General features: G+C 68.6%; 15 protein-coding genes and 3 tRNA genes. 3 read left to right on the forward strand and 15 right to left on the reverse strand.

Annotation, left to right across the window (positions count from 1 at the left end; all coding sequences use genetic code 11):
* Positions 1-33: 33 nt before the first annotated feature.
* Both leuD and leuC read right to left on the reverse strand, forming a co-directional pair.
* Complete coding sequence (gene leuD, locus CFK39_RS01695) at positions 34-642, reverse strand: 3-isopropylmalate dehydratase small subunit (protein ID WP_089064015.1); 609 nt, start codon at positions 640-642, stop codon at positions 34-36.
* A gap of 23 nt (positions 643-665) precedes the next feature.
* On the reverse strand, positions 666-2,105 hold the full coding sequence (gene leuC / locus CFK39_RS01700) for a 3-isopropylmalate dehydratase large subunit (RefSeq protein WP_089064016.1): 1,440 nt from the start codon (positions 2,103-2,105) through the stop codon (positions 666-668).
* Between the two features lie 141 nt (positions 2,106-2,246).
* Here leuC and CFK39_RS01705 point away from each other — a divergent pair, with 141 nt between their 5' ends.
* Entirely contained in the window at positions 2,247-2,981 is a 735-nt protein-coding gene (locus tag CFK39_RS01705; protein WP_089064017.1) for an IclR family transcriptional regulator, read from the forward strand.
* Between the two features lie 24 nt (positions 2,982-3,005).
* Here CFK39_RS01705 and CFK39_RS01710 read toward each other — a convergent pair whose 3' ends face one another.
* The 8 genes from CFK39_RS01710 to CFK39_RS01745 all read right to left on the reverse strand — a co-directional run bounded on the left by CFK39_RS01710 (position 3,006) and on the right by CFK39_RS01745 (position 7,787).
* On the reverse strand, positions 3,006-3,824 hold the full coding sequence (locus tag CFK39_RS01710; protein ID WP_089064018.1) for a universal stress protein: 819 nt from the start codon (positions 3,822-3,824) through the stop codon (positions 3,006-3,008).
* 95 nt (positions 3,825-3,919) lie between these two features.
* Positions 3,920-3,992: transfer RNA gene (locus tag CFK39_RS01715), tRNA-Glu, on the reverse strand.
* A 28-nt stretch (positions 3,993-4,020) separates the two neighbouring features.
* Positions 4,021-4,093: transfer RNA gene (locus CFK39_RS01720), tRNA-Glu, on the reverse strand.
* Positions 4,094-4,128: 35 nt separating this feature from the next.
* A tRNA-Gln gene (locus tag CFK39_RS01725) sits at positions 4,129-4,200 on the reverse strand.
* 181 nt (positions 4,201-4,381) lie between these two features.
* Entirely contained in the window at positions 4,382-5,812 is a 1,431-nt protein-coding gene (gene gltX / locus CFK39_RS01730) for a glutamate--tRNA ligase (RefSeq protein WP_245822980.1), read from the reverse strand.
* Positions 5,813-5,949: 137 nt separating this feature from the next.
* Positions 5,950-6,726 carry a fumarylacetoacetate hydrolase family protein gene (locus CFK39_RS01735; RefSeq protein ID WP_089064020.1) on the reverse strand — a complete coding sequence of 259 codons (777 nt, stop codon included), beginning with the start codon at positions 6,724-6,726 and terminating at the stop codon, positions 5,950-5,952.
* Between the two features lie 24 nt (positions 6,727-6,750).
* Positions 6,751-7,248 carry a DUF4333 domain-containing protein gene (locus CFK39_RS16595; RefSeq protein ID WP_245822808.1) on the reverse strand — a complete coding sequence of 166 codons (498 nt, stop codon included), beginning with the start codon at positions 7,246-7,248 and terminating at the stop codon, positions 6,751-6,753.
* Complete coding sequence (locus CFK39_RS01745) at positions 7,245-7,787, reverse strand: DUF2199 domain-containing protein (protein WP_089064021.1); 543 nt, start codon at positions 7,785-7,787, stop codon at positions 7,245-7,247. Before CFK39_RS01745 ends, CFK39_RS16595 begins: the two co-directional genes overlap by 4 nt.
* 173 nt (positions 7,788-7,960) lie before the next feature.
* Between CFK39_RS01745 and CFK39_RS01750 the strand changes: the two genes are divergently transcribed.
* Entirely contained in the window at positions 7,961-8,923 is a 963-nt protein-coding gene (locus CFK39_RS01750) for a 3-methyladenine DNA glycosylase (protein ID WP_089064022.1), read from the forward strand.
* A 48-nt stretch (positions 8,924-8,971) separates the two neighbouring features.
* Positions 8,972-11,533, forward strand: a complete 2,562-nt coding sequence (locus CFK39_RS01755) for a DEAD/DEAH box helicase (RefSeq protein WP_089064023.1) — start codon at positions 8,972-8,974, stop codon at positions 11,531-11,533.
* Positions 11,534-11,611: 78 nt separating this feature from the next.
* Here CFK39_RS01755 and CFK39_RS01760 read toward each other — a convergent pair whose 3' ends face one another.
* Genes CFK39_RS01760 through narH form a run of 5 tightly spaced genes read right to left on the reverse strand, consistent with a single transcriptional unit; the run spans position 11,612 to position 15,485 of the window.
* Entirely contained in the window at positions 11,612-11,926 is a 315-nt protein-coding gene (locus tag CFK39_RS01760; RefSeq protein ID WP_089064024.1) for a hypothetical protein, read from the reverse strand.
* Between the two features lie 52 nt (positions 11,927-11,978).
* Positions 11,979-12,299 (reverse strand): DUF6457 domain-containing protein, encoded by a 321-nt coding sequence (locus CFK39_RS01765; RefSeq protein WP_245822810.1) that lies wholly within the window; start codon positions 12,297-12,299, stop codon positions 11,979-11,981.
* Complete coding sequence (narI, locus tag CFK39_RS01770; RefSeq protein ID WP_089064025.1) at positions 12,299-13,030, reverse strand: respiratory nitrate reductase subunit gamma; 732 nt, start codon at positions 13,028-13,030, stop codon at positions 12,299-12,301. Before narI ends, CFK39_RS01765 begins: the two co-directional genes overlap by 1 nt.
* Positions 13,027-13,848, reverse strand: a complete 822-nt coding sequence (gene narJ, locus CFK39_RS01775; RefSeq protein WP_089064026.1) for a nitrate reductase molybdenum cofactor assembly chaperone — start codon at positions 13,846-13,848, stop codon at positions 13,027-13,029. Before narJ ends, narI begins: the two co-directional genes overlap by 4 nt.
* On the reverse strand, positions 13,848-15,485 hold the full coding sequence (gene narH, locus CFK39_RS01780) for a nitrate reductase subunit beta (protein WP_089064027.1): 1,638 nt from the start codon (positions 15,483-15,485) through the stop codon (positions 13,848-13,850). The genes narJ and narH overlap by 1 nt, the downstream gene beginning before the upstream one ends.
* Positions 15,486-15,495: the final 10 nt, after the last annotated feature.

A 15,495-nucleotide genomic window follows, 5' to 3' on the forward strand; every position in this document is an offset into this window, starting at 1 on the left:
GGAGCGAGACCGGCGGGAGCCGGGAGGCGAGCCTCAGTCGGCGGTGCGGGCGGGCAGGGTCTTCGGCATCCAGGCGGGTCGCGTCGCCTCGAAGGCGGTGATGTCCTCCTCGTGGCGCAGAGTCAGGCCGATATCGTCCAGACCCTCCATCAGGCGCCAGCGGGTGTAGTCATCGACCTCGAAGCGGAAGGTGCTGTCCCCGGCATGGGCCTGACGGTTCTCCAGGTCCACGGTCACCTCGGTGCCCGGGTTCTCCTCCAGGATCTTCCACAGCTGCTCGAGATCGTCCTGGGAGAGGATCCCTGCGACCAGGCCCTGCTTACCGGCATTGCCCCGGAAGATCTCCGCGAAACGCGTGGAGAGCACCGCCTTGAAGCCGTAGTCCCGCAGCGCCCAGACGGCGTGCTCACGGGAGGAGCCGGTGCCGAAGTCGGGGCCGGCCACCAGGACCGAGCCCTGGGCGTAGGCGGGCTGGTTCAGCACGAACTCGGGGTCGTTGGTGCGCCAGGCGTGGAACAGGCCGTCGTCGAAGCCCGTCTTGGTGACGCGTTTGAGGTAGACGGCGGGGATGATCTGGTCGGTGTCGACATTGCTGCGGCGCAGCGGGACGCCGATGCCGGTGTGGGTGGTGAAGGCTTCCATGGCGGAACTCCTGGGGTGGCAGGTCAGGCGACGGGCTGGAGGTCGGAGGGCGCGGTGTCCGCGCCGAGGTCCGACGGGGAGGACAGGGTCCCGCGCACGGCGGTGGCCGCGGCCACCACGGGCGAGACCAGGTGGGTGCGTCCGCCCTTGCCCTGGCGGCCCTCGAAGTTGCGGTTGGAGGTGGAGGCGGCGCGCTCGCCCGGAGCCAGCTGGTCGGGGTTCATGCCCAGGCACATCGAGCAGCCGGCCTGACGCCACTCGGCGCCGAAGGCGAGGAACACCTTGTCCAGGCCCTCCTGCTCGGCATGCAGCCGCACCCGCGCCGACCCCGGCACCACCAGCACCCGCACGTCCGGGTGCTTCGTGCGGCCCTCCAGGACGGAGGCGAAGGCGCGCAGGTCCTCGATGCGGCCGTTGGTGCACGAGCCCATGAAGACGGTGTCGACCTTGATGTCCTTCAGCGCGGTGCCGGGGACCAGGTCCATGTACGCCAGGGCGCGCTCGGCGGCGAAGCGATCGGTCTCGTCGACGAAGTCCTCGGGGGCGGGGACCCGACCGGACAGCGGCAGTCCCTGACCGGGGTTGGTGCCCCAGGTGACGAAGGGCTCGAGCGTGTCGGCGTCGATGACCACCTCGGCGTCGAAGACGGCGTCGTCGTCCGAGCGCAGCGTCTGCCAGTAGCTGACGGCCTCGTCCCAGTCCCCGCCCTGCGGCGCGTGGGGTCGGTCCCGGACATACTCGAAGGTGGTCTCGTCCGGTGCGATCATGCCGGCGCGGGCTCCGGCCTCGATCGACATGTTGCAGATCGTCATGCGCCCCTCCATGGAGAGGTCGCGAATCGCCTCACCGCGGTACTCGAGCACATAGCCCGCACCCCCACCGGTGCCGATCTTCGCGATCACCGCGAGGATGATGTCCTTCGCGGTGACCCCGGGCTTCAACGCTCCGGTGACGGTGACCGCCATGGTCTTGAAGGGGTTCAGCGGGAGGGTCTGGGTAGCCAGCACATGCTCGACCTCGCTGGTGCCGATACCGAAGGCGAGCGCCCCGAAGGCCCCATGGGTCGAGGTGTGGGAGTCGCCGCACACCACCGTGATGCCCGGCATCGTCAGGCCCAGCTGCGGGCCGACGACATGCACGATCCCCTGCTCCTTGTCTCCCAGGGAGTGGATGCGCACACCGAACTCCTCGGCGTTGCGCCGCAGGGTGTCGATCTGGGTGCGCGAGGTGATGTCCGCGATGGGCTTGTCGATGTCGATGGTGGGGGTGTTGTGGTCCTCGGTCGCGATCGTCTGGTCGATGCGGCGCGGGGCCCGCCCTTCCTGGCGCAGGCCGTCGAAGGCCTGCGGGCTGGTGACCTCGTGCAGAAGCTGGAGGTCGATGTACAGCAGGTCCGGCTCACCGTTCTCACCGCGACGGACCACGTGATCCGCCCAGACCTTCTCCGCGAGGGTCCCCGCCATGTCGATCCTTCCCTGCGCCCGTGGTGCGGGCACGTCCCTGAATGCTGTGCGGCGCTCGGGGTGCGAGCGCTCGTTCCATAGTGTGCCGGTCCACGATGCGGCGCACTTGCGTCTCACACAATAAGACGGCAGTATCGGACCATGGACAAGACCTCGGAGGAGAACGGCAGCGGCGTCGGCGTGCTGGACAAGGCGGCGATCGTGCTCGGCGCCCTGGAGGCGGGCCCCGCCACGCTCGCCCAGCTCGTGCAGTCGACAGGCCTCGCCCGGCCCACCGCCCACCGGCTCGCAGTGGCGCTCGAATACCACCATCTGGTCGCCCGGGACATGCAGGGCCGCTTCGTCCTCGGCCCGCGCCTGGGCGAGCTGGCCGCCGCAGCCGGCGAGGACCGCCTGCTGGCCTCGGCAGGGCCGGTGCTGGCAGCGCTGCGGGACCATACCGGGGAATCCGCCCAGCTCTATCGTCGCCAGGGCGAGCACCGCATCTGTGTGGCCGCAGCGGAGCGGCCGATCGGGCTGCGCGATTCGGTGCCCCTGGGATCCGCGCTGACCATGCGCGCCGGCTCCGCAGCCCAGATCCTGCTGGCCTGGGAGGAGCCGGACCGCCTCCACCGCGGTCTGCTCGGAGCCCGATTCACCGCCACGCAGCTCTCGGCAGTGCGCCGACGCGGTTGGGCGCAGTCCATCGGCGAGCGGGAGCCCGGGGTGGGATCCGTCTCCGCGCCGGTGCGCGGACCCAACGGTCGCGTGGTCGCTGCGCTGAGCATCTCAGGTCCGATCGAGCGGATCACCCGCCAGCCGGGTCGCCTGCATGCCGCCTCCGTGATGAGCTCGGCGAACCATCTCACCGAGCTGCTGCGTCGCTCGGGCTCCTGAGCGCCGGGCCCAGCACGAACCCGTTCAGTCCCGCTCGATCCAGACCGGGGTGTTGGCGAAGCGCAGCACGTTCACCAGCTGGCGCGGGGCGGAGACCTTGCCCCCGGCCCCGGGGGACCGCTCCCCCGCGACCACCATCATGCTGGCGTCCTCGCTGGCCTGGACCAGCTCCTTGGGAGTATCCGAAGCGGCGATCCGCACATCCCTGACGAACACCGAGGGGTGGGTCGCGGCGATCCGCTGTGCGACTCCGGCGAGGATCTCCTGGGCCTCCTCCGGCGTGGTCTCCGGCCGCACCACGAGATGGATGTCCCGCCCGTAGGCCTCGGCGAGATCCGCCGCGCGCGTGACCACCTCGGTGGCCATGTCGTGGTGGATCAGCCCGATGGGACCGCTCCCGTCGATCCGCCCTCGCACCACCACCACCGGGCAGTGCGCCCGCGCCGCCAGGGCGAGGCTCTTGGAGCCCACGATCAGCGTCATCAGCCGACCCAGGCCGCGGCCGCCGAGCACCAGCAGATCGGATTCCTCACTGGCCTCGACCAGCACCGGCACGGCATTGCCGTCGACGATCTCGGACGTCACCGGAACGTCGACCCCGCTCTCGCGCACGAGTGCGACGGCGTCCTGGATCAGGGCATGGGCGGCGCCCCGGAACCCGGAACCGGCCATCCCCGAGATCGGGTCGATGTTGACATCGAGCTCGGTCCACACGAAGGCGTGGACGAGATGGAGGCTGCCGCCGACTGCGTCGGCGTGGCGGGCCGCCCAGCGGACCGCCTGATCGGACTCGTCGGCATCGAACACACCGACCGTGATGCGGGGACCCGTGCTGTGTTCCATATCACGACGATACCCTGCGCTTCAGGTGGCCTGCGGCCGAATTCGGCAACCGAATGCAGAAGGAGCCGACACCCGAAGGTGCCGGCTCCTTTTCGTACCCCGTACCGGATTTGAACCGGTGTTACCGCCGTGAGAGGGCGGCGTCCTAGGCCGCTAGACGAACGGGGCCGGAGCGATCTCTTGCGATCTCGCGTCGTACCCCGTACCGGATTTGAACCGGTGTTACCGCCGTGAGAGGGCGGCGTCCTAGGCCGCTAGACGAACGGGGCGCGGACTGCGCAACTTCCGAGGAAGCCGCGAAGCGCTGGGGTACCAGGACTCGAACCTAGAATGACGGTACCAGAAACCGTTGTGTTGCCAATTACACCATACCCCATGGTCAAAGCACGCTTTCCGCTCTTTCCACTCCGTTCCCCGAGTGGATTTCGAGGACTTCCAGGACTGAACTTCGTTGCCGTACCGAGGTAAGACTCTACCGGGTCTTCTCCGCCATGACAAAGCGAGAAGGGCCCTGAGCGCTGTGAGGCTGAGCACGCCGCCCCACAGCGCCCCTGAGCTCAGGCTGCTGCCGCGAGCCGATCGCGGAGGGAGCGCAGCCTCGCCAGGCTCGAGGCCCTGCCCAGCAGCTCCATCGACTCGAACAGCGGGGGCGAGACCCGCCGGCCCGAGATGGCGCTGCGCAGCGGCCCGAAGGCCAGACGCGGCTTGATGCCCATCTCCTCGATGATCGCCGTCCGGAGGGCGTCCTCGAGCGCGGCGGCGGCGAAGGTATCGGCAGGGACCGCCTCGATCTCGGTGATCGCCCGGTCGAGCACGGCGACCGGATCATCCCCGAGCTTCTTCAGCGCATCATCCTGCACCACCAGGTCCTCATCGGCGATGAACAGGAAACCCATCAGATCCGGCGCCTCGCCGAGCAGGTTCATGCGGGTCTGGACCAGCGGGGTGGCCGCGGTGACCAGGGCACGCTGCTGCTCGGTGATCTGCTCGCCCAGCACCCCTGCGGCCTGGAGGTACGGGAGCAGCCGCGCGGCGAGCTCCGCCTCCGGCAGCAACCGGATGTGATCGGCGTTGATCGCGGTCGCCTTCTTGAGATCGACGCGAGCCGGGTTCGGGTTCACGTCCGAGGCGTCGAAGCGCTCCACGAGCTGCTCACGGCTGAAGATGTCCTCATCGGCACTGAAGCCCCAGCCCAGCAGCGCGAGGTAGTTGACCATGCCCTCGGGCGTGAAGCCCTGATCACGGTAGTGGAACAGATTGGCCTGCGGATCGCGCTTGGAGAGCTTCTTGTTGCCCTCCCCCATCACATACGGCAGGTGCCCGAACTCGGGGACGCGCTCGGCCACACCGATCTCGATCAGTGCCCGGTAGAGGGCGATCTGCCGTGGGGTGGAGGAGAGGATGTCCTCGCCGCGCAGCACGTGCGTGATCCGCATGAGCGCGTCGTCGATCGGGTTCACCAGCGTGTACAGCGGCTTCCCGTTCGCGCGCACCACCACGAAGTCCGGGGTGGAGCCGGCCCTGAAGGTGATCTCTCCGCGAACCATGTCGGTGAAGGTGAGGTCCTCCTGGGGCATCCGCAGCCGCCAGGTGGGCTCGCGTCCCTCGGCCCGGAAGGCGGCCTTCTGCGCCTCGGTGAGGTCACGGTCGTAGCCGTCGTAGCCCAGCTGCGGGTCGCGGCCGGCGGCCCGGTGCCGCTCGACGATCTCCTCCGCAGTGGAGAAGGACTCGTAGATGTGGCCGGAGGCCTTGAGCCTCTCGATGACGTCCTGGTAGATGTCCCCGCGCTGGGACTGGCGGTACGGGCCATCGGGGCCGCCCACCTCCACGCCCTCGTCCCAGTCGATGCCGAGCCAGCGCATCGCCTCGAGCAGCTGGTGATAGGACTCCTCGCTGTCGCGGGCGGCGTCGGTGTCCTCGATCCGGAAGATCAGCTTGCCGCCGTGGTGACGGGCATGCGCCCAGTTGAACAGGGCGGTGCGCACCATGCCCACGTGCGGGGTGCCGGTGGGGCTGGGGCAGAAGCGCACCCTGACCTCGGCGGTCGGGGCGGGGCTCGAGGCGGGGACAGTGGTCACGCGAGGGACTCCTGGAGTGGTCGGGATGGTGGGGGCCGGCATGGCGCTCAGCGGCGCACGATCGGGTTGGACAGGGTGCCGATGCCCTCGATGGTGATGTCCACGGTGGAACCGGCGGGGACGGTGCGCACGCCGGCGGGGGTGCCGGTGAGCACCAGGTCGCCGGGCAGCAGGGTGACGACGGAGGAGATCTCGGAGATCAGCTCGGCGACCGAGCGGACCATGTCCGCGGTGGAGCCCTGTTGGGCGGTCTCGCCGTCGACGGTGCTGGAGATCTCGAGGGAGGAGTGGTCGAGATCGGTCTCGATCCAGGGCCCGATCGGGCAGGAGGTGTCGAAGGCCTTGGCCCGGAACCACTGGTTCTCCGCGCGCTGGGCGTCCCGCGCGGTGAGGTCGTTGGCACAGGTGTATCCGAGCACGTGATCCGCAACCTGCTCAGGGGCGAGGTCCTTGGCCATCCGCTTGATGACCACGGCGAGCTCGGCCTCGAGGCTGACCTCCTGCGAGTAGGCGGGCATCACGACGGGATCGCCGGGGCCGACGACCGCCGTGTTGGGCTTGAGGAAGAACAGGGCCTGCCCGGGCAGCTCGTCGCCCATCTCGGCGGCGTGGGCGGCATAGTTCCGCCCCACGCACACCACCTTCGAGCGCGGGATGACGGGCGCCAGCAGGCGCACATCCTGAAGCGGCACGATGGTGCCCGTGGGGCGGATCTCTGTGTACAGGGGGTCCCCGGTGATCCCGTAGACCATGTCCTGGCCGTCCTTGGACTGGACGATGCCGTACATGGGGTCGTCACCGGTGGTGAATCGAGCGATGCGCATACGCGCCAGTCTAGGTCGTCGAGATCAGTTGACCTCGTCGGCCACCTCGATGCTGAAGTTGACCTCGTCGTCCTCGACGGTGGTGACGGAGACGAAGACATCGATGGTCTCGCCCTCAGCGCTGAGGACGCAGGTCATCTCGGCACCCTTCTCGGCAGGCAGATCCTCCGGGCAGGAGACGTCCTCGGGCTCCTGCCCGACCATCTCGGTCAGCTGATCGTGGATCTGGGCCTCGATGTCCTCGGCGGGCACGGAGCCGGCGCCCAGGAAGCCGCAGCCGGCGAGCGCGAAGGTGGCGGCCGCAGCGAGCACGAGAGGACGGGTGAGGGAACGATGACGGTTCTGCATGGGGAGGTTCTCCTGTTCGGGGGCGGGCGCCGGGCCGGCCTTCGCTACCGGCGGCGCGCCGAGATTCCGCTCCATCCTGGAGGAACGCTCCGAAGCCGTCGATGGGGAGAGCTCCCCATCGACAGCTGTGGGGACCCCGGTGGTGACGACCAGCACCACCGCAGGGACGGTCACCGCTCCGGGCCCTCCAGCAGCATCGAGCGGATCCGCAGCTCCGCCTCCTGCCTGCTGACCCCCTCCCGTGCCTCCTGCTCCAGCGCATGACCGGATCCCGGCTCCGGCGTGATCACCGGTGGAAGCCGACCGGGAGCCAGCACCCGCATCGGCACCGAGAGCGAGTCCTCATGGCCCGGCAGCTCATTGGCGAGGGTGGCGCGGAAGTCACCGCGGAAGCGCGGGTGCTCCCAGTGCTCCACGAGATCGAGATAGTCCTCCTCGCTGACCCGTACCCACAGCTGATGGAGGAGCAGCGCCTGCTCCCCCACGATGGGCAGTGACAGGAAGCCCGTCAGATAGCAGTCGACCGTGCGGCCGTTGTCGATCAGACACAGCTCCTCGGTGGATCGAGTGCGCATCAGCTGTTCCCAGGGACTCATCCGCAGGAACGCCTCGGGGCGGTCGAACTCGAGCAGCGGCCAGGGGTTGGCCGCGGTCCCGTCGGCTCCCTCGTGACGACGGCCGCAGCCGGCGCAGTCGTAGTCGATGTCAGTCATCTCCAACGCTCCTCCCCACCCGCGACGCTCTGCCACGAGATGGCGGCACGCTATGCCCGACCCGAGGGCCCGGGCCCTCGGCAGCGGCACGGCTGTGGACGGCGACCAGGTGGGGAGGAACCGTGGGACTCGTAGGATGGTGCGGTCATCATCCCCCGCGCCCGGAGGTCTCCGTGAGTACGCCGTCCCTCACCGCTGCGGTCCGCACGCTGACCGTCGCCGAGGCCGCGGATGATCGTCGAGCCCATGAGGAGCGCGCCGATGCGCTCACCGCCTCCCATCGTGCGCGCAGGGCCCGGGGTGAGAAGCACCCGGTCGAAGACTTCCTGTTCACCTACTACCCGTTCTCCGCCGCGCGGCTGCGTCGCTGGCACCCGGGCTGGGAGTTCGGCTACGACGCGGCGGCCGACGTCGCCGACGACGGGACCAGCCTGATCGCGGACATCGACGGGGCCGGGCACCGCTCCTGGTATCTCGACACCTCCGGCGGCTCTCCCGATCCGGTGACGTGGCGTCGCGCGGACGTCGCCCGATTCCTCGCCGAGCGCGGTGACGCGCTCGACTTCATGACGCGACTGCTCTCCTCCTCCTCGCTGGCGCGACGGCGCCCGGATTTCGGCTGCTTCGGTCTGCACGAGTGGGCGATGGTCCATCGCGTGCCCGCGGGCGAGCAGCGCCACGAGGACCTGCCGCTGCGGCTCTCAGCGGCCGAGACCGACGCCGTGGTGGAACGGGAGAAGCTGGTGTGCTCCCATATCGACGCCTTTCGCTTCTTCACCCCGTCCGCCGCTCCGCGCAATGCGCTGGAGCCCACCCGCGCCTCACAGGTCCAGAACGACAATCCGGCCTGTCTCCATGTCGGGATGGACCTCTACAAGTGGGCCATGAAGCTCACGCCGCTGGTGCCCTCCTCGCTCGTGCTGGACTGCTTCGAGCACGCCCGCGAGACGCGGGTGCTGGACATGGAGGCGAGCCCCTACGACGTGCGACCGCTCGGATACGGGGTGGTGCCGATCGAGACGCCTGCGGGCAAGGCCGAGTACGTGCGGCGCCAGCGGGCGCTGGCCACGCGGGCCGATGCGCTGCGGGAGCGGCTGCTGACGGCGGTCGCGCCGCTCGTCGCGGACCGTCAGTGACGTCGCCGGGAGTTCGGCGCCGTCTGACCTGCCTGGCAGACTGGGATCATGCCGATCCTGATGCCGTTCCTGCCCGAGCGCTCCGCCGATGCCGACGAGGACGCGATCGTCGAGGGCTTCGTCAAGGCTCAGGAGTCCGTCGGCCGCACCCTGTATCCGCATCAGGAGGAGGCGCTGCTGGCGATCGCGGCCGGTGACCACGTCATCGCCGCCACCCCTACCGGGTCCGGGAAGACCACGATCGCGTACTCCGCGATCTTCGCCGCCATGGCCCGCGGGGAGCGTTCGTACTACACCGCCCCGATCAAGGCGCTGGTGAGCGAGAAGTTCTTCGATCTGGTCGCCCACTTCGGGGCCGAGAACGTGGGCATGATGACCGGGGACTCGGCGGTCAACCACGACGCCCCGATCATCGTGTGCACCGCCGAGATCTTCGCCAATCACGCCCTGCGTGACGGCGCCGGCAGCGAGGTGGGCCTCGCGGTGATGGACGAATTCCACTACTACGGCGATCCGCAGCGCGGCTTGGCCTGGCAGGTCCCCCTGGTCGAGCTCCCCCAGTGCCAGTTCGTGCTGATGAGCGCCACCCTGGGCGATGTGACCCGCTTCGTCGAGGACCTCGCCGAGCGCACCGAGCGGGACGTGAGCGTGATCGACGACGCCCCGCGTCCGGTGCCGCTGGACTTCCGCTGGTCGCTGGATCCGCTGCCGGAGACGATCGAGACGATCCTCACCGATCGCGACGCGCCCGTCTACATCGTCCACTTCACCCAGAAGGACGCGCTCGAGCAGGCCCAGGCGCTGCAGGGCCAGAAGATCCTGGGCCCGGAGGAGAAGGTCCGGATCCGCGAGATCATCGGCGACTTCCGGTTCTCGAAGGGTTTCGGCCAGATCCTCTCCCGGCTGGTCCGCGAGGGCATCGGGGTCCATCACGCCGGGATGCTGCCGAAGTACCGGCGCCTGGTGGAGAAGCTCGCCCAGTCCGGGCTGTTGAAGATCATCTGCGGCACCGACACCCTCGGGGTGGGCATCAACGTGCCGATCCGCACCGTGCTGCTGACGGGGCTGGCGAAGTTCGACGGCAAGCGGATGCGGCTGCTGAACGCGCGTGAGTTCCATCAGATCGCGGGCCGTGCGGGCCGCGCCGGCTTCGACACCATCGGCCACGTCGTGGTGCAGGCGCCGACGTGGACCATCGAGTTCGAGAAGGAGCGGGCCAAGTACCAGGCACGGGAGGAGTCCGGCAAAGTCTCCAACAATGCCAAGAAGCGCAAGAAGGAGCCCAAGCCACGGATCCCCGAGGGCGCGGTCTCCTGGTCCGAGGCGAACATGACCAAGCTGGTCCAGAACGCCCCGGAGCCGCTGCGCCCGCACCTGAAGATCACTGCGGGCATGGTGCTGTCCCTGATCTCCCGGCCGGGTGACGCGATCGCCTCGGGCCGCCACCTGATCATGACCAGCCATCAGACGACGGGTCAGAAGCTGGCACTGGTCAAGGATGCGGTGGAGATCTTCCGCGGGCTGCGGGACGCGGAGATCATCGAGGTGCTGGACGGCCCGGACCATCTCGGGCGGCGCTTCGCTCTGGTCGAGGATCTGCAGCTGGACTTCACCATGAACCAGCCGCTGGCGCCCTTCGCGATCGCGATGATCGACTCTCTCGATGAGGAGGCCGAGTCCCTCACCCTCGATACCGTCTCGATCCTCGAGGCGATCCTCGAGGACCCCCGGCAGATCCTGCTCGCCCAGCAGAACTCCGCCAAGGGCGAGCTGCTGGCGGAGCTCAAGGCCGAGGGGGTCGAGTACACCGAGCGGATGGCGCGGCTGGACGAGGTGTCCTGGCCGAAACCGCTCGAGGAGGACCTCGAGGCGGCGCTCGAGATCTACGCGCGCTCCCGGCCATGGGTGCCGGCGGACGACCTCTCCCCCAAGTCCGTGGTCCGCGAGATCTACGAGACAGGGCAGACCTTCAGCGAGTTCGTGCAGCGCTACGGCCTGCAGCGGTCCGAGGGCATCGTGCTGCGCTATCTCTCCGACGCCTATCAGGCGATGCGCCGCACCATCCCCCAGGAGCTGCGCACCGAAGGGCTCGAGGACATGATCGAGTGGCTCGGCGTGCTGGTGCGGGGCATCGACTCCTCCCTGCTGGACGAGTGGGAAGCGCTGACCCATCCGGAGGACCTCGCGGAGGACGCCGCCTCCGAGATCCGGCCCAGCACTCCCCGCGGACTCTCGGCGCAGACGAAGGTGCTGCGCACGATGGTGCGCGCCGCCATGTGGCAGCGCATCGAGCTCTTCGCCTTCGAGCGGGAGGCGCGCCTGGCCGAGCTCGACGGCGCCTCCGGCTGGGACCGGCCGCGCTGGGCGGCGGCGATGGACGAGTACTACGACACCTACGACGACGTCGGCATCGACGGCGCCGCCCGCTCCCCGCAGCTGCTGCAGATCACCGAGGAGTCGAAGGTTTGGAGGATCCGCCAGGCATTCGCGGATCCCGATGGCAACCACGACTGGGCCATCGAGGCCGAGCTGGACCTCGAGGCGACCGATGAGACCGGGGAGCCGGTGCTGACCATCACCCACGTCGGCACAGCGGAGAACCGGCCCTGAACAGCACGACAGGCCAGCACCCCGAGGGGCACCGGCCTGTGGTACGAATCCTGCCGCACGGTGCGGCTCAGTCGCTGGTCACTGGGGGTTGATCTGCACCTGCGGATTGATCTGGACCTGCGGCTTGTTCTGCGCCTGCGGATTGATCTGCACCTGCGGATTGATCTGCACCTGCGGATTGATCTGCACCTGCGGATTGATCTGCACCTGGGGGCTGATCTGCTCGAACTTCGTGGAGGAGACCTGCGGGTTGATCTGGACGGCGGAGGCGGCGCCCGCCCCGGCCACACCCAGTGCCACGCCGAGCGTCAGCCCACCGGCGAGTCGTGCTGCCCGCCCGGTCCAGCGGCGGGGGCGGGCGATCTCGCCCTGCACATCCTTGTCAGCAATCACAACGATCGTCCTCTCGAGAAAAGATGGGCGGCACGGAAGTGAAGCCTGCCTCTTACCCTACAGTACCCTGCGTGAGATTCAGCACAAGCGCCCGTCGCCGATATCTAACGCTCCACAGCTGCGGTGACGTGCTCCACGGCAGCGCACGCCTCCTCGAGACTCGCCCCCGGGCGACGGCTGCACCCACCAGGAAGGCGGAGATCGGGGCCATCGATCGTTGAACGCCTTCGGCGACCACCCCGGTCATCAGATGGACCCGATCCACGTCCAGGTCCACGCCCGCCACGTCGAGCTGCGCGGAGACCCGGTCCAGCCACGGCTGCAGCGTGGTCGTCCAATCGTCCTGGAGCGTCACCGGCGGCTTCGTCGCCATCAGAACTTCACCTTCTCCCAGCCACGGCGCTCGGCCTCGCGGCGGGGGTCCTTGCTGCGGTAGACGATGTAGGGGCGGGTCAGGTAGCCCACCGGTGCGGCGAAGACGTGCACGAGGCGGGTGAAGGGCCAGATCGCGAACAGCGAGAGAGCGCTGAGCACGTGCAGCTGGAAGAAGATCGGAGCCTGGCTCATCAGCTCCGTCGAGGGTTGCAGGGTCCAGAACTGCCGGAACCAGATCGAGACCCCCTCCCGGTAGTCGTAGGTGCCGACCGCTGTATGCACCACGGTCGCCAGCACTCCGCACACGATGGTCATCGCCAGCAGCAGGTACATGAGCTTGTCACCGGCGGTGGTGGCTCCGAAGACACGCCGGTTGGTGCGCCGCCGGTAGAGCAGGATCAGCAGGCCGCCCACGCACGCCACAGCGGCGGCGAGGCCGATGATGATGGCCATCAGGTGGTACATGTGATCGGTGATCCCGACGAAGCGGGTCCAGGACTTCGGGATGCCCAGGCCCACGACATGCCCGAAGAAGATCCCGATGATCCCGTAGTGGAACATCGGCGAGCCGATCGAGAGCAGTTTCGACTCGTACAGCTGGCTGGAGCGGGTCGTCCAGCCGAAGCGGTCCTGTCGGAAGCGCCAGATGTGCCCGAGCACGAACACGGCGAGCACCATGTACGGGAACACCACCCACAGCAGCAGCTGGAGCGTCGTCATGTCATTCATGAGGGTCGTCCTCTCAACAGGTCCACGGGGACAGGTCCGGGGGCCGCGGAATCGGAGCCGCAGCCGCTCGAGGCGAAGGTCTGCCCTGCCATGTCACCGGCGTCGCCATCGAGGCCGTAGCCGTCCAGCCCCACGGTCTCGTCCTCCGGGCCCTCCTCGGCCAGCTTGAGCACCGCCGCGCGATCGTCGGCATCCAGGGGCGGCAGGGTCGCGCACAGCGCGATCAGGGTGCCGTGCCACGGGGAGGAGATGTCCGCCAGATGCAGACGGAGCAGCTCGACACCCGGGCGGTTCGAGCGCAGGATCTTCGCGCCGCGCTCGGCGTCATGGGCGGCGGCGAACTCGAGCACCACCGGCAGGTGGTCCGGCAGCTCCTCGCTGCCGATCTCCAGGCCCGCGGTGCGGAAGTCCTGTTTGATGCGCAGCAGCGCCATGCCCCGGCGGCGGGTGTCGCCGTGGCTGAAATAGGTCAGGTGCAGACAGCCCCGGCGGCGAGTGTCGAAGGTGTCGACGTACTCCTCCTGGACAGACACCGCATCCCGTTCGCTGAGCAGGTCGATGGTGCGCAGCAGACCGCCCCGGACCGGCTCCGGCAGCTCCGCCGCCAGCTGGCGGACCAGGGGATAGCGCGCGAGCGCCTCCTCATCCGGATAGGTGAGCAGCCAGGAGACCGCGATCCATGCGACCCGCATCTGCTCGGTGCTCATCCCGGAGGCGTGCAGCAGATCCTTCGGCGCGCGGCCCCGCGGCGGCAGGGTCGCGGTGGCTCCTGCGCCGGGATCGCTGCGTCGGCTCAGCAGTCGTGCGAGGGCGCCCATCAGACGCTCCCCGTCACCGGTGACGGGAACAGGCCGTCGGGCCTGCCGCGGCCGTCCCAGTTCAACAGGTTGATCCGCACGCCCTCCGGGCGTTCGACGGCGTTCTCCTGCCGCTTGCTGGAGAAGCCAGGACCGGACATCCCCATCGACTCCTCCGGCAGCGACATGCTGCTCATGCCGGGACCGCCGGGGGCGTTCAGGGGGCAGTCGGTGCCGGTGGACTCGAGGTCGTGGGCGGACTCGTGGTGCCCCACCGGGATCACGTAGCGGTCCTCGTACTTCGCGATCGCGAGCAGGCGGTACATCTCCTGCATCGTCTCGCCGTCCATGCCCACGGCGTTGGCGATCCCCTCCCGGGGCTCATTGCCGAGGTTGATGTCCCGCATGTACGAGCGCATCGCGGCCATCCGGTACAGCACCCGCTCGACCGTGGGCACATCTCCGGCCGTGAACAGGTTCGCGAGGTACTCCACCGGGATCCGCAGCGCGTCGATCGCGGCGAACAGGCTCTCCGCGTCCTCGGCGTCGTAGCCGGTGTCCCGGACCACGTCCACCACCGGCGACAGCGGGGGGATGTACCAGACCATCGGCATCGTTCGGTACTCGGGATGCAGCGGCAGCGCGACCTCGTACTCCTTGATGAGCTTGTAGGTCGGGGAGTTCTGCGCGGCGAGGATCCAGTCGTGGTGGATCCCGGCGGCCTCGGCCCCGCGGATGACCTCGGGGTCGTGCGGGTCCAGGATCACGTCCATCTGGGAGCGGTAGAGGTCCTGCTCATCGGTGACGGAGGCGGCCTCGGTGACCTTGTCCGCGTCGTAGAGCACCAGGCCGATGTAGCGCAGGCGCCCCACGCAGGTCTCGGCGCACACCGTCGGCTCGCCCTGCTCGAGGCGGGGGTAGCAGAAGGTGCACTTCTCGGCCTTGCCGGTCTGGTGGTTGAAGTAGATCTTCTTGTACGGGCAGCCGGTGATGCACATGCGCCAGCCGCGGCAGCCGTCCTGGTCCACCAGGACGACCCCGTCCTCCTCGCGCTTGTAGATCGCGCCCGAGGGGCAGGAGGCCACGCAGGTGGGGTTCAGGCAGTGCTCGCAGATGCGCGGCAGGTAGAACATGAAGGTCTGGTCGAACTCGAACTGGACCTTGTCCTCGATGCCCTTGAGCATCGGGTCCTTGTCCTTGTGCAGGTAGGTGCCGCCGAGGTCGTCGTCCCAGTTGCCCGACCACTGGATATCCGTGCGCTCACCGGTGATCAGCGACTTCGGGGGCGCCGTGGGGATGGTCTCCTGCTGAGCCGGGGCGTGGAGCAGGTTGTCGTACTCATAGGTCCATGGCTCGTAGTAGTCCTCGATGCTGGGCAGCTTCGGGTTCGAGAACAGCTGCATCAGCTTGGTGAGACGCCCGCCGGCCTTGAGCTTCAGACGTCCGTTCTTCCCGAGCTCCCAGCCGCCCTTCCATTTCTCCTGGTCCTCGTAACCACGGGGATACCCCTGGCCGGGCCGGGTCTCGACGTTGTTGAACCACATGTACTCGGTGCCGGACCGGTTCGTCCATGCCTGCTTGCACGTGACCGAGCAGGTGTGGCAGCCGATGCACTTGTCGAGGTTCATCACCATCGACATCTGGGCCATGACTCTCATCGCGGCTCTC

Source organism: Brachybacterium avium, from assembly GCF_002216795.1.
Taxonomy (GTDB): domain Bacteria; phylum Actinomycetota; class Actinomycetes; order Actinomycetales; family Dermabacteraceae; genus Brachybacterium; species Brachybacterium avium.

Bases quoted from the DNA above. Each gene is read 5' to 3' on its own strand.
- CFK39_RS01765 (WP_245822810.1), bottom strand. From the start codon at position 12,299: ATGGCGACGAAGCCGCCGGTGACGCTCCAGGACGATTGGACGACCACG.
- narJ (WP_089064026.1), bottom strand. From the start codon at position 13,848: ATGGGCGCCCTCGCACGACTGCTGAGCCGACGCAGCGATCCCGGCGCA.
- CFK39_RS01755 (WP_089064023.1), top strand. From the start codon at position 8,972: ATGCCGATCCTGATGCCGTTCCTGCCCGAGCGCTCCGCCGATGCCGAC.
- CFK39_RS01710 (WP_089064018.1), bottom strand. From the start codon at position 3,824: ATGGAACACAGCACGGGTCCCCGCATCACGGTCGGTGTGTTCGATGCC.
- narH (WP_089064027.1), bottom strand. From the start codon at position 15,485: ATGAGAGTCATGGCCCAGATGTCGATGGTGATGAACCTCGACAAGTGC.
- narI (WP_089064025.1), bottom strand. From the start codon at position 13,030: ATGAATGACATGACGACGCTCCAGCTGCTGCTGTGGGTGGTGTTCCCG.
- gltX (WP_245822980.1), bottom strand. From the start codon at position 5,812: ATGGTGCGCACCGCCCTGTTCAACTGGGCGCATGCCCGTCACCACGGC.
- CFK39_RS01735 (WP_089064020.1), bottom strand. From the start codon at position 6,726: ATGCGCATCGCTCGATTCACCACCGGTGACGACCCCATGTACGGCATC.
- CFK39_RS01705 (WP_089064017.1), top strand. From the start codon at position 2,247: ATGGACAAGACCTCGGAGGAGAACGGCAGCGGCGTCGGCGTGCTGGAC.
- leuD (WP_089064015.1), bottom strand. From the start codon at position 642: ATGGAAGCCTTCACCACCCACACCGGCATCGGCGTCCCGCTGCGCCGC.
- leuC (WP_089064016.1), bottom strand. From the start codon at position 2,105: ATGGCGGGGACCCTCGCGGAGAAGGTCTGGGCGGATCACGTGGTCCGT.
- CFK39_RS01745 (WP_089064021.1), bottom strand. From the start codon at position 7,787: ATGACTGACATCGACTACGACTGCGCCGGCTGCGGCCGTCGTCACGAG.